Here is a 12,735-nt window from a genome sequence, read left to right on the forward strand (position 1 = left end):
GCGCGCCGCGGTCGGCCCCAGGCCGGTGCGGTGCCCCGCCTCGCCCGTGCCGCGGGTCCGCCACCACTCGGCCACGAGCACCAGGAGCGGTCCGCCGCCGGCGATGGCGACGTTGATCTTTATCGCGGCGCCCGCGCCGATGAGAATGCCCGCGGACACGCAGCGGCTCACGCTACGGCCGTCGCGCGGCCGGGGCCGCAGCGGATCCGGCAGCCCGAAGGCCACCAGCCCGGCCACCGCGAAGGCGATCGCCAGGACGTCGTTGTGGGCACCGCCGACGAGTTCGAAGAGCAGGAGCGGGTTGGCGATCCACAGCAGCACGGCGCGCAGTTCGCGGCGGGGGTCGCCGCGCGCGGTCCGGTAGAGCAGCAGCCCGGCGGCCACGAAGGCGAGCGCGTTGGTCAGCGACATGACGAACACCGTCAGCCGCACCGACGTGCCGCCGACCAGGGAGGCGAACGTCTGCTGCGCGGTGGCGATCGGCCCGTACACGGTCGGGGTGTCGCGCCAGTCCTGCACGGCATGGGCGACCGGGTCGGCGGGCAGGCTTCGCGCGGTCGTGACGTACGGGTCGTTGCCGGTGACGGCCATCCGCCCGTACGCGGCGTAGTTGAGGTGATCGGCGGAGCCGACGGGCGGCATCAGCGCGAACGCACCGGCGGCGACGGCCCCGGCGACCAGCAGCAGGCGTGGCCGGAACATCCAGCCGCGGCGTGCCGCGAGCGCGCACAGGGCCAGGCCCGCGACGGCGAGGACGACGCCGGCGACGGTGAGGGCGATGACGAGGTGCGCGGAGGGGTGGGCGACGAGGGAGTACGGGGGCTGCCCGGCGCTGCCGGGCAGGACGGGCTGCATGACGGAGGGGCCGAGCAGGGCGACGAGGAGGAAGCAGGTCAGTGCGGCGGCACTCAGGGTCAGCCCGGCCGGACCGCGGCGATCACGGCGCGCGGTGGGAACGCCGCGTCCGTCCGGCGGCGCGGCGGCCCCGTCCACCGGGTCTGGGGGCGGATGGCCCGGCGCGCCGGCGCCGTCCGCGGGTTCTTCGATCCGTGGGCCCGGCTCGGCGGAGACGGCGGGCGAGGTGTTGCCGGCGAATGCGGGCAGGTCAGCGTCCGGCACGGCGCAGGCGGTCCCGTTGCCTGGCCACGGCCGGCTCGCGGGCCGCCAGAGCGCGGCCGACGTCGCGGAACTGGCGGGCGCGGTGCAGTTGGGCACGCCAGTCGGTGCCGGTGGCGCGGTGCGCGAGCGGCACCTCGACCTCGGTGATCCTGAACCCCTTGCGCAGCAGGTCCACGGTCAGGCCCGTCTCGACGCCGAAGCCCGGTGCGAGCGGCAGGGCCGCGTCGAAGGCCGCACGGGTCAGGCAGCGCTGGCCGTTGAGCGGCTGAGCCGCGGACCAGCCGGTGAGCCGCTTGATGCCGTCGCGCGACAGGCGTACGACGAAGCCGTGTCCGCCGAGCTTGACCAGTTCGCTGAAGACCGCGATGGTCATGTCGGCGGACCCGTTGCGTACCGGCTCGATGAGCGGACCGGCCTGCTTGGCGGTCTCACCCAGGTCGGCGTCCAGGAAGAGCAGGTGACGCGGCACGTCGCCGTCGAGAAGACGCACGGCGGACGCGCCGGTCTCCATGGCCGCGGCCTTTCCGCGGTTGCGCGAGTGCCGGACGACCTTCGCGCCGCCGCCCTCGGCGATCCGCCCCGTCGCGTCCGTGGATCCGTCGTCCACGACCACCACCAGGTCGACGCCCGGTAGTGACGCGGCGGCCTCCACGGTCGCGGCGATGCGGTCTTGTTCGTCCTTGGCCGAGATGATCACGGCCGTGTCGGCCTGGATGTCCGCCTGCATGATGGCGATGGTAGTAGCGGCTACGTTCGTCCGAAGGCAGGTACGGCATCGTGCACGGAGAACACCGTGTCGAGGCCGGTGACCTGGAGAATCCTGCGGACCGCCGAACGCGGCGCCGCGAGTTCGAGTGAACCGCCGTTCTCACGCAGGCGTTTCATGGCCGAGAGCAGGACGTTCATGCCGGTCGAGTCGCAGAACTCGACCCCGCTGAGGTCCACGACGAGTCGGCTGACTCCGTCGCGTACCAGTGCGGCCAGCTCCGTTTGCAGTCTAGGTGCCGTATAGAGATCGACCTCGCCGTAGACAGAGACGACGGCGTGACCTCCCTGAGATGCAGTCGAGATCTTTAGCTCCACGAGCCGCACACTAGCGTCCCCCGCTCGAAGGAACCAGAGGCGAGCAAGATTAGGGACTGTCCGTTGCCCGGTGGTGGAATGTCCTTTGCCTGAACGCTGTGCAGTTTTCCGGTTTTAACCCGACATTTATAAATTCTTCCGCCGCAGGTCAGAGCACATGGAGATCATCTCGGCTCCCGGGACTCGATGTGCGGGATTTCGCCCACCGGCGCGTCGCGCGTAAGGAAAGCTGGGTTCCGTGGGACACAGGTCCGGTAATTGCGATGCAGGCCCGCCGCGCGCCGCGCGGGCGCCGTGGCGGGCACGATGACCGGCGGCCGGCTCGACGATCCGCGGCGCGCCCGGCTGCGCGAGCGCTTGGAGATCATCCGGACCCGTTCCCAGAAGTCCAGTTCGTGGCGGTCTGTCACGCACTACTTCTCGGGGCTGATCAACCGTGAGGGCGTCGTGCCGGTACGGGCCAGGCTCTCACGCGAGGACCTGCGCTTCCTCTCCTCCGCCCGCGACGAGGTGATCGCCTTCGCCGACCTGGGCCTGCGGCTGCTCGACCTGCACCAGCCGCGCGACGCGGGCGGCATCTCCAGCGACCCGGCCAGCCCGATCCGCCGCTGCCGGGCGTGCATGTGGCGCTGGCCGTGCCCGACCATCCGCGCCGTCGAGGAGTCGGTGGACCGGCCGCCCGGTTCCTGATCACCCCTGCTTTCCACTGAGTGGAAAGCAGGGGGAGACGACACCGCCTCCCGGTGCCAGTGTTTCGAACAGGTCGACCATGCCGTGGCGCTCGTTCACCTGCTTCTCCCAGGACGGAGCGGGGAGAGGAGAACTCCGTGACCTTCCTGAACGAATCGGCCTGGACGTCGAGCGTCTTCCTCGGTGAATGGAGCCCCGGAAGCGGAGAGGACCTCCCGGTGGTCGAGCCGGCCACCGGGCACGAGCTCGGCCGGCTCGGGTCGGCCACGCCGGACGACGTCCGCCGGGCCACCGCGCGCGCCGTCGACGCCCAGCGTGCCTGGGCGGCGGCCGGTTACCAGGAACGTGCCGCCGTACTCCGCCGCGCCGGGGCGCTGTGGGAGGAGCACGCCGCCGAGATCCAGGATTGGATCATTCGTGAGTCGGGCGGCATCTCCGCCAAGGCGCAGCTCGAGGTCCACACCGCGGCGCAGGAGTGCTACGAGGCCGCGTCGCTGGCCTCGCACCCCGTCGGCGAGGTGCTGCGCTCCGAACAGCCGCGGCTCAGCTACTCCGAACGCGTTCCCGCGGGTGTCGTGGGAGTCATAGCGCCGTTCAACTTCCCGCTGATCCTCGCCATCCGATCGGTCGCACCGGCTCTGGCCCTCGGCAACGCGGTCGTCCTCAAACCTGACCCGCGCACCGCCGTCTGCGGCGGTGTCGCGATCGCCCGGGTCTTTGAGGAAGCGGGGCTGCCCGCCGGACTGCTCAGCGTGCTGCCCGGCGGCGCCGACGTCGGAGAGGCGATCATCGTGGATCCGGTCGTGCGGGTCATCGCCTTCACCGGCTCCACCCGAGCCGGACGCGCGGTCGGCCGGCTGGCCGGTGAGCATCTCAAGCGCGCCCATCTGGAGCTCGGGGGCAATTCGGCGCTGATCGTCACGGCGGACGTGGACGTGGAGCGGGCCGTCTCGGTCGGGGCCTTCGGCTCGTTCATGCACCAGGGGCAGATCTGCATGGCCACCGGCCGGCATGTGGTCGACCGGCGGATCGCGGACGACTACGCCGCCGCGCTGGCCGAGCACGCCGACCGGCTCGCGGTCGGCGACCCGGCAGGCGGGCGGGTCGCCCTCGGCCCGATCATCGACGCCGGCCAGCGTGACCGGGTACACCGGCTGGTCACCGGCAGCGTGGAGGCCGGGGCGCGGCTGGCGGCGGGCGGCACCTACGAGGGCCTGTTCTACCGGCCAACGGTCCTCGCCGACGTCCCGGAGACCGCTCCGGCCTACCGGCAAGAGGTCTTCGGGCCGGTCGCGCCCGTGATCGCCTTCGACTCCGACGACGAGGCGATCGCGCTGGCCGCCGACAGCGAATACGGCCTGTCGCTCGGCATCCTGTCCCGCGACGGCCTCAGGGCGCTGGAGCTCGCCCGGCGCGTTCCCTCCGGCGCCGTCCACATCAACGACCAGACCGTGTCGGACGAGGCGGTCATCCCCTTCGGAGGGGTGGGCGGGTCCGGCAACGGCTCCCGGATGGGCGGCATCACCCACAACCTGGACGCCTACACCGAGACCCGCTGGGTCACCGCCCAGAGCGAGCTGCCCGCCTACCCGTTCTGACGACCGGCCGCCCGTGCTCCCGAGGCGCGGGCGGCCGGTCCGGTACGGATCAGCCGTTGCGGCCCTGGCGGACGCCGATCTGCGCGTCCAGGCCGGTGATGCCGAGCGTGCCGGCGCCCCAGCCCTGCGAGCCCGTGGCGGTGACGCCCGAGGCGGTGCCGCCCAGATAGGTCACCGCGCCATCGGTGCCGTTCTCCTTCGGGGCGCCGCCGATCACGTCGGCGTAGCCGTCCTTGTTGACGTCGGTCAGGTTCACCGTCCAGCCGAGTTCGTCATTGGCCTCGGCCGCGCCGGGCACGCCGGGCGTGTCCTGCGAGATCGCCTGCGAAGCGGCGCCGGTCAGGCCCGACGCGCCGCCGTACAGCAGAAAGAACTCGCCCGCGTGCGACTGCGAGGTGACGGTCTTGTACGGCGCGCCGACCGCCAGGTCGGCCTTGCCGTCCTTGTTCACGTCGCCGGCCGCCAGCGAGTAGCCGAACTCGTCGCCGGCCGCGGCCGTCTCCGGTACGTCGTCGCTGTCCTGCGTGATCGTGCTCGTCGTGCCGAGGCTGACGTCGGCGTCGCCCTTGTAGATCGTCACGTGGCCGCCGACACCGTTGCTCTCGTCGGCGCCGCCGACCGCGATGTCGCCGTACCCGTCGCCGTCGAAGTCGCCCACGGCGACACTGTTCAGGCTGGTGATCCCCTGGTTCGCGAACGACACGTCCGTGTCGGTGAAGTTGTGCCACACGTCGAATCCGGACTTCGGATCGCCGGCGTACTGCCAGCCGATGACCAGATCGGGCTTGGCGTCGCCGTCGACGTCGCCGGCGGCCAGGATGAACGCGGTGGCCGCGCTGTCGTCCGCCGCCTTCACGGCCTTCTTGCTCTTGTGGACCGCCTGCGGGTGGGACGCGGGCGGGAACGCCGCCCGCGCGGGGCGCGCGGCGGTGCTCTTGGCCGCGACGGCCGCGGGACCCGGGTTGTGGAACGGGTAGAACAGCCCGTCGCCCGGCGTTCCGTCCACCCAGTCGGTGTGGCCGTCGCCGTCGAAGTCGGCCGCGACCAACGAGTAGCCGAACCGGTGGTTCGCGCCCGGGCTGTCGGGTTCGGCGAGGGCCTGCGAGTCGGTGCCGGTCAGGCCGGACGGCGAGCCCCACAGGATCGTCTCGGAGCCGGCGTTGGTGCCCGCGGTGGTGTCCTCGTCCGGCGAGCCGACGATCAGGTCGGCGTACCCGTCCTCGTCGTAGTCGAAGGACGTGAGCGAGAACCCGAAGTGGTCGGCCTTCTCCGCGGTACCCGGCACCCCCGTGGTGTTCTGCGAGATGACCTGCTTCTTGGCCGTGTTCGGCCCGGACGCCGAGCCGTACACGATCGTCACGAAGCCCGCGGTGGTGGCGCTGCCGACCGTGCCGTAGGGGTCGCCCAGCGCCAGGTCGGGGTAGCCGTCTCCGTTGAAGTCGTACGGCTTCGCCCCGGCCGGTGCGGCCTTCACCGCCGCCTGCGCCGTGCTCGGAGCGGCGGACGCGTGAGCCGTGCCGGCCACGCCCGCCGCGCCCAGTGCGGTGACCGCGGTGATTGCCAGCGTGCGCGAGAAAACGCGTACCTTCACCAAACCTCCTCAGGGTTGCCGCTCGCGAATGACGAGTGGCGTTCAGGAGACGTGGGAGGTATCTAGAGGGTTTACCGGTAGAAAATGCCGAAACCGGACAGCCCGCCGCCAGGCCGTTCCGGGCCCGGCGGCGGGACCTGACCGATTGTCAGCCGATCCGGCCGACGATGCGGCCGATCTGGGCGTTCTTGCCGGAGACGCCGACCGTCCCGGCGCCAAAGGTCGCCGAGCCGGTTCCGGTCACGCCGGCGGTGCCGCCCTTGAGCACGCTCACGCAGCCGTCGAGGGAGTTCTCCCCCGACGCTCCCGCGATCAGGTCGGCATAGCCGTCGCCCGTGATGTCCAGCAGGCTCACCCCGGTACCGAACGCGTCGTCGGCCTCGGCCGCGCCGGGAACACTGGAGGTGTTCTGCGAGACCGCCTGCGAGCCGGTGCCGGTCAGCCCGTTCGCCCCGCCGTACAGCACGACGGCCTCGCCGGCCCGCGCCGCGCCGCCGACGGTGCGTCCGGGCACGCCGACGGCGAGGTCGGCCCTGCCGTCCCTGTTCACGTCCCCGGCCGACAGCGACGTGCCGAACTTGTCGCCCAGCGCGGTCGCGCCCGGCACTCCGTCGGTCTCCTGGTTGACCAGGTACGAGTCGTCCATGCTCACGCCGGCGTCGCCCGGGAAGACCACCAGGTGGCTGTGCGCGCGCCCGCTGTCGTCGGCCGCGCCGGCGGCGACGTCCGCGTACCCGTCGCCGTCGAAGTCGCCCGCGGCGAGCCCGTCGAGCTTGGTGAGCACCTCCCTCGCCGGGTCCTGGGAGACGGCGGAGATGTCGGTCCACACGTCGAAGCCGTACTGGTACTTGGCCTCCGCCTTGGAGTTGCGCCAGCCCACGATCAGGTCGGTGCGGCCGTCGCCGTTCACGTCCCCGCCCACCGGGACCAGGGCGTCGAGCGTCGTGGCGACCTCGGCCTTGACCTGCGCCTTGGAACCGCGCACCGGATGCGCCTCGACCGCCGGCCGGAACGTCCGCTTCGCGGCGGCGGCGCGCATGGCCTGCGACGACGTGGTGAAGGTCCAGAAGTAGGCGTCGCCGGGCGAGGTGTCCACCCAGTCGGTCAGGCCGTCGCCGTCGAAGTCGCCCGTGGTCAGGGCGAAGCCGAAGCGGTGGTTCGGGCCGGCGTTCCCCGGCTCGGCGATGGTCTGGGAACCGGTGCCGGTCAGCCCCGACTTGCTCCCCCACAGGATCGTCTCGGACCCGGCGTTCGTGCCCTTGGTGGTGTCCTCGTCCGGGCTGCCCACGAGCAGGTCCGCGTACCCGTCCCGGTCGTAGTCCAGGGAGACCAGGGAGTACCCGAAGTGGTCGTTCTTCTCGGCGGCTCCCGGCACGCCGCTGGTGTTCTGGCTGATGACCTGCTTCTTCGCGGTGTTCGCGCCCGACTTCGAGCCGTACACGATCGTCACGAAGCCCGCGCTCGTGAGGCTCCCGACCTTGCCGTACGGGTCGCCGAGCGCCAGGTCGGGGTAGCCGTCGCCGTTGAAGTCGTACGGCTTGGCCCCCGTCGCCGCCGCCTTCACCGTCGTACCGGCCGAGACGACGGACGCGTGCGCCACGCCGGCCGTTCCCGCCGCCCCCATCGCGGTGACCGCGGCGGCGGCCAACGCTCGCGAGAAAACGCTGCTTCTCACTCAAGCCCTCCTAAGGCCCTCGCCACGCGCGGTAGCGCGCGGCCTACTAGGGACGTCGGAGATTTCGGCGCGGTTTACGCCGGTCCGTGGCTGGTTCGCGTTCTTACGGAAGTGCTACAGCACGCGTCCGGAGCGGGACGCCGCCCGGTGCCGTGGCTAGCGTGCGGCCATGCGAGTACTCGTAACCGGCTCCTCCGGCTTCATCGGCTCCCACATCGTGGACGCGCTGCGGGAAGGCGGCCATGACGTGCGCACTCTCGACCTGCGCTCGGGCGAGGACGTACGCGACGAGGCCGCCGTCTCCCGGCGGCTCGACGGCGTCGACGCGGTCTGCCACCAGGCGGCGAAGGTCGGGCTCGGCGTCGACGTCTCCGACCTGCCCGACTACGCGTCCGCGAACATCGTGGGCACCGCCGTGCTGCTCGCGGCGATGGCACGGGCGAACTGCGGGCGGCTCGTGCTGGCGTCGTCCATGGTGGTGTACGGGGAGGGCGCCTACGACTGCGCCTCACACGGCCGCGTACGGCCCGGGCCCCGCGACGAGGCCGACCTGTCCGCGGGGCGGTTCTCGCCTCGCTGCCCGTCGTGCGGCGCGCCGCTGACACCGGGCACGGTCGGCGAAGACGCGCCCGCCGATCCGCGCAACGCCTACGCCGACACCAAGCTCGGCCAGGAGCACCTCGCCGCGTCGTGGGCGCGTGCGACCGGGGGCTCGGTGACCGCGCTGCGCTACCACAACGTGTACGGCCCGCGGATGCCGCGCGACACCCCGTACGCCGGTGTCGCCGCGATCTTCCGGTCGTGTCTCGAACGCGGAGAGGCGCCGCGGGTCTTCGAGGACGGCGGCCAGCGGCGCGACTTCGTGCACGTACGCGACGTGGCGCGGGCCAACCTGCTGGCGCTGTCGTCCGGGACCCATGCCGTCGGCGCCCTGCGGGCGTACAACGTGGCGAGCGGCGAGCCGCACACGATCGAGGAGATGGCGATCGCCCTGGCCAAGGCGTACGGCGGTCCGCAGCCGGTGGTGACCGGGGAGTACCGGCTCGGGGACGTCCGGCACATCGTCGCCTCACCCGACCGCGCCGCGACCGGGCTCGGCTTCCGCGCCGCGATCTCCTTCGCCGACGGGATGGCGGAGTTCGCCGAGGGCAGGGCCTGACCTCGGCGGGATTCACGGCCTTCTAGGCTGCGCGCATGGGGAACGAATCCGTGGTGCCGGATGCCGCCGACGACGGTGACGCGTGGGCGGGGACCCGGGGAATGGTCCACTACAGCGTGGCCGTGCCGGATGAGAAGGCGGCCCGGTCGGTGGCCCGGGTGCTGGGAGATCGCGGACACCGGTGGGTGACCGTGGTTCCGCTCCACCGGCTACGCCGGCTGCCGAAGACCGATCAGCTGATCCGGCGGGAGTCGGAGTTCGCCGGTCCTGAGCTCGCCGGCTGGTGGCACGTCGGCTCGATGGTCGACGAGCAGGCACCGGCCCGCGCGCCCTTGGTCCACGCGAAAGGCCTTCCGCAGGGGTACGAGCACATCATCGAGGCGCTGGACAGAGAGTCCGAGCCTGAGCCCGACGCCTACGCGGAGGGCCTTCAGCAGGAGTACGAGCGCGTCGCCGTCGAGGCGCTGGCCAGAGAGCACGGTGGCTTCGCCGGTTCGGGGTGGTCGAGTCTGCGAGCGGGGACGCTGCGGGGTCCGGCACCGCAGAGGCCGGCGCCCGAGCTGTTCGACCTCGGCGGACTGGTCCATGAGCTGGACCAGGAGCAGGCGCACGCCGTCCGGCGCTCGGTGATCGCCGGCTTCCCGGCTGAACCGGAACGGCCGCTCCGCGCCGAACACCTCGCCTGCGAGGATGAGGAACGCGACTACCCGCCCTTGCTGGCGTGCGTACAGGAGGTCGCAGGGCGCCTGCGGGCAGGGCAAGGCCCGCCTGTCCCCGTGCAGAAGCCGTGGGAGGCGGCCCTGACCGGGGGAATCATCGCCGCCTGGCTCGCCGCCGAGGCCGATGACTTCCAAGACGACCAGGATGTCAGCTTCTGGCTCGATGAATCCGTGATGCGCCAGGGGGTCTGCTTCCCGCACACCGCGCACGGGGTCCCCCTACTCGCCGGCCTCGCCGGCCACGACGAGGTCCATCCCGCGCGGCGGGCCGCCTCGATCGCTTCCCTGTTCGAGGCGGCCTCGGTCGGCCGACGCGCCGCCGCGAGTGAGGCCGATCGGCGTTCGGCGCTGGGGTTGCCGATGAGCGAGACGGCCGATGAACGTTCCGCCCGGCTCGCGGCCGAGGCTGCCGCACCCGGGCTGCTCGGCCGCTGGGATCGCGAGTGTGAGGCGCTGCGGTTCGCTCTCGCCGCACTGGCGGCGGCGTGTCCGGCGGCAGCGGCCTCCACCGGCTCGATCGATCGCGTCCGTAGCCTGACCGCGCGGTGGAGCGACGGGCCACGCGGCGACGCACTTCGCCTGGCGCTCGCCCTCGCCGAGGACGAGCCCCGTGGGTTGAGCGCGGCCTTGAACGCCTACCTCGAACGCGGCCACCGGCGTCCGGGCGACGTTCCCAGCCCTCACGCACCGGCGCGCGGAGCAGCACTTGAGCTGCTCAAACGGGACGTCCGCCGAGAACTGCACCCTTTGCTGATCTTGTGAGCCACGGCGTCATTGCGGACGGGTTCTGACCGCAACGCCTGGTTCGCTCGGACCCATGAACCACATCGCGCCGTTCCACATCGACGTGCCGCAGACCGACCTCGACGACCTGAACGACCGGCTGGCCCGTACGCGCTGGCCCGACGAGTTGCCCGGCGCGGGCTGGTCGTACGGCGTGCCGGTCGCGCGGGTGCGGGAGCTGGCCGAGTACTGGCGCACCGGCTACGACTGGCGTGCGCACGAGGCTCGACTCAACGCGTTTCCGCAGTTCACAACGCTCATCGACGGTGAGCGCATCCACTTCCTGCACGTCCGGTCCCCGGAGCCGGCGGCGATGCCGCTGATCCTCGGGCACGGCTGGCCGAGCACGGTCGCGGACTTCCTCGATCTCGTCGGCCCGCTGGCCGACCCCGGCGCGTACGGCGGCGATCCGGCGGACGCGTTCGACGTCGTGGTGCCCTCGCTGCCGGGGTACGGGTTCTCCGGCCCGACACGGTCGGCGGGCTGGGACGTGACGCGTGTCGCGCGGGCATGGGCGGAGCTGATGCGCCGGCTGGGCCATGAGCGGTACGGCGCGCAGGGCGGCGACTGGGGCGCCCGGATCTCCCCTCAGCTGGCCCGGGTCGCCCCGTCGCGGGTGATCGGCGTGCACACGAACGCCCTGACGGCCCTGCCTTCGGGTGACCCCGATGAGCTGGCCGGCCTGACCGAGGCCGAGCGGGGGCGGCTGGCCGGGCTGACCCGCTGGAAGGACGAGCGGTCCGGCTACGCGGCCATCCAGAGCACCCGGCCGCAGACCCTCGCGTACGGGCTGGCGGACTCACCGGCCGGGCAGCTCGGCTGGTACACCGAGTGGTTCGACGACTACGGCGACGCCGTGGGCTCGATCGACCGGGACGCGATCCTGACGAACGTGACGATCTACTGGCTGACGGGGACGGCCGGCTCGGCGGCCCGGCTGTACCGGGAAAGCGCCGCGTCGTGGGGTCGCCCGGAACCGTCGAAGGTGCCGCTGGGCGTGGCGGTGTTCCCCGGCGACTCGACCATCCGCCGCCTCGCCGAACGCGATCATGCGGTGGCGCACTGGTCGGAGTTCGACCGGGGCGGGCACTTCGCCGCGTTGCAGGCACCCGACCTGCTCACCGAGGACATCCGGGCGTTCTTCCGCCCGCTCCGCTGAATCCTGGCGGCGGCCCACGATGCGTTCGCGGGGCGGCGGGAGAGATCGACGGCGGTCAGCCGGAACGGAGGCGGCGGTAGCCGACGTGGACGCCGGGGGTGAGCTGCTGCTGGTCGGCGATGCGCCGGAGCAGGCCGATCAGCTGCCCGCGCTCGTCGGGGGTCAACGCCTGGCAGACCTGCTCCTCATGCGCCCTGGCCACGGTGCCGAGGCGGGCCAGTAGCTCCATGCCCTTGTCGGTCAGGCTCAGGGCGTAGACGCGGCGGTCGTCCGGGTTTCTGCGCCGCTCGATGAGGCCGCGCTCCTGCATGCCGTCGGCGAACGGCACGAAGCGGCTCGGCGGCATCCCCAGCATGTCGGCGAGCTCACGCTGGCTGCGGCCGGGGGCCTGAGCCAGCATGCGCAGCAGCCCTGCCTGCGCCGGAGTCAGATCCAGCTCGGCGACGCGGTCCGCGAACCGCTGAGCCGCGTGGGCGCCCAACTGCGACAGCAGGAAGGCCGCGCCGCCCCGGTGCGCCGGACTCTCCTTCTCACCGTTCGTACTCATGCGTACATCATACACATTTGACAATCGTTCAGCTTTGTAATCATTATCTGATGTGTACGGACTCGAAGGAGAGATCATGACCGACACGTCCACCCCACCGCGTTCCACCGGCTCCGGGCGCCGGCCGCAGGCCGGGCCGCCGCTGCTCGCCCCCGTCCTGGCCTTCGTGGCGACGACCGTCGCCTACACGGTCGTGAACAGGGCCACTCCGCACCCCGACGCCTCGGGCGCGGCCGTCCTCCACTACGCGCAGATCCACGAGACGGCAACCAAGGTCGGCGCGCTGCTACTGATGTCGTCCGCCGTGCCGCTGGTGCTGGGCGCCGCGGTGCTGTACCGGCGGCTGCGGGCGCTCGGCATCACCGCGCCGGGCTCGGCGATCACCCTGGTCGGCGGAGTGCTGGCGTCGGTCGCCCTGGCGCTCAGCTCGATCTTCGGCTGGGCCGGTGGCCGGCTGCCGGCCGACGCCCCGCCGGCCCTGGCCCGCGCACTCGCCGACCTGTCGTTCCTGTCCGGCGGCCCGCTCTACACAGCGACGTTCGCCCTGCTCATCGCCGCGATCTCCGTGACGGGCCTGCTGGCCGGCCTGCTGCCGCGCGGCGTGACCTGGAC

Annotated in this window: 12 protein-coding genes; 6 read left to right on the top strand and 6 right to left on the bottom strand. The window is 72.2% G+C overall.

The window, feature by feature from the left end; translation table 11 throughout:
* The 3 genes from mptB to ACFFNX_RS26745 form a co-directional block, all read right to left on the bottom strand.
* Nucleotides 1-1,119, bottom strand: a 1,119-nt coding sequence (gene mptB / locus ACFFNX_RS26735; protein WP_378207952.1) for a polyprenol phosphomannose-dependent alpha 1,6 mannosyltransferase MptB, incomplete at its 3' end; no start/stop codon positions are given.
* Nucleotides 1,106-1,846 (bottom strand): glycosyltransferase family 2 protein, encoded by a 741-nt coding sequence (locus ACFFNX_RS26740; RefSeq protein WP_378207955.1) that lies wholly within the window; start codon nt 1,844-1,846, stop codon nt 1,106-1,108. The genes ACFFNX_RS26740 and mptB, both read right to left, overlap by 14 nt.
* A 20-nt stretch (nt 1,847-1,866) precedes the next feature.
* Entirely contained in the window at nt 1,867-2,202 is a 336-nt protein-coding gene (locus tag ACFFNX_RS26745) for an STAS domain-containing protein (RefSeq protein WP_378208015.1), read from the bottom strand.
* A 258-nt stretch (nt 2,203-2,460) separates the two neighbouring features.
* On the opposite strand from ACFFNX_RS26745, the gene ACFFNX_RS26750 reads away from it, so the two are divergent.
* Nucleotides 2,461-2,892 (top strand): hypothetical protein, encoded by a 432-nt coding sequence (locus tag ACFFNX_RS26750; RefSeq protein ID WP_378207958.1) that lies wholly within the window; start codon nt 2,461-2,463, stop codon nt 2,890-2,892.
* A 137-nt stretch (nt 2,893-3,029) separates the two neighbouring features.
* Nucleotides 3,030-4,490: a benzaldehyde dehydrogenase gene (locus tag ACFFNX_RS26755; protein WP_378207961.1), complete on the top strand. Its 1,461-nt coding sequence runs from the start codon at nt 3,030-3,032 to the stop codon at nt 4,488-4,490.
* A gap of 49 nt (nt 4,491-4,539) precedes the next feature.
* Here the strand turns inward: ACFFNX_RS26755 and ACFFNX_RS26760 are convergent, their stop codons facing one another.
* Nucleotides 4,540-6,081: an FG-GAP and VCBS repeat-containing protein gene (locus tag ACFFNX_RS26760; RefSeq protein ID WP_378207964.1), complete on the bottom strand. Its 1,542-nt coding sequence runs from the start codon at nt 6,079-6,081 to the stop codon at nt 4,540-4,542.
* Nucleotides 6,082-6,229: 148 nt separating this feature from the next.
* Complete coding sequence (locus tag ACFFNX_RS26765) at nt 6,230-7,756, bottom strand: FG-GAP-like repeat-containing protein (protein WP_378207967.1); 1,527 nt, start codon at nt 7,754-7,756, stop codon at nt 6,230-6,232.
* 169 nt (nt 7,757-7,925) lie between these two features.
* Between ACFFNX_RS26765 and ACFFNX_RS26770 the strand changes: the two genes are divergently transcribed.
* The 3 genes from ACFFNX_RS26770 to ACFFNX_RS26780 are packed head-to-tail and all read left to right on the top strand — an operon-like array spanning nt 7,926 to nt 11,576.
* Nucleotides 7,926-8,915 (top strand): NAD-dependent epimerase/dehydratase family protein, encoded by a 990-nt coding sequence (locus tag ACFFNX_RS26770; protein WP_378207970.1) that lies wholly within the window; start codon nt 7,926-7,928, stop codon nt 8,913-8,915.
* Nucleotides 8,916-8,950: 35 nt separating this feature from the next.
* Nucleotides 8,951-10,396, top strand: a complete 1,446-nt coding sequence (locus ACFFNX_RS26775; protein ID WP_378207973.1) for a hypothetical protein — start codon at nt 8,951-8,953, stop codon at nt 10,394-10,396.
* 55 nt (nt 10,397-10,451) lie between these two features.
* Nucleotides 10,452-11,576 carry an epoxide hydrolase family protein gene (locus ACFFNX_RS26780; protein WP_378207976.1) on the top strand — a complete coding sequence of 375 codons (1,125 nt, stop codon included), beginning with the start codon at nt 10,452-10,454 and terminating at the stop codon, nt 11,574-11,576.
* A 55-nt stretch (nt 11,577-11,631) separates the two neighbouring features.
* Here ACFFNX_RS26780 and ACFFNX_RS26785 read toward each other — a convergent pair whose 3' ends face one another.
* The gene (locus tag ACFFNX_RS26785) at nt 11,632-12,123 is read right to left on the bottom strand and encodes a MarR family winged helix-turn-helix transcriptional regulator (RefSeq protein WP_378207979.1); all 492 of its coding nucleotides are present in this window, start codon (nt 12,121-12,123) and stop codon (nt 11,632-11,634) included.
* Nucleotides 12,124-12,199: 76 nt separating this feature from the next.
* Here ACFFNX_RS26785 and ACFFNX_RS26790 point away from each other — a divergent pair.
* A partial coding sequence (locus ACFFNX_RS26790) for a hypothetical protein (RefSeq protein WP_378207982.1) occupies nt 12,200-12,735 on the top strand: 536 nt, incomplete at its 3' end.

The organism is Actinoallomurus acaciae (genome assembly GCF_042429965.1).
GTDB classification, from domain to species: domain Bacteria; phylum Actinomycetota; class Actinomycetes; order Streptosporangiales; family Streptosporangiaceae; genus Actinoallomurus; species Actinoallomurus acaciae.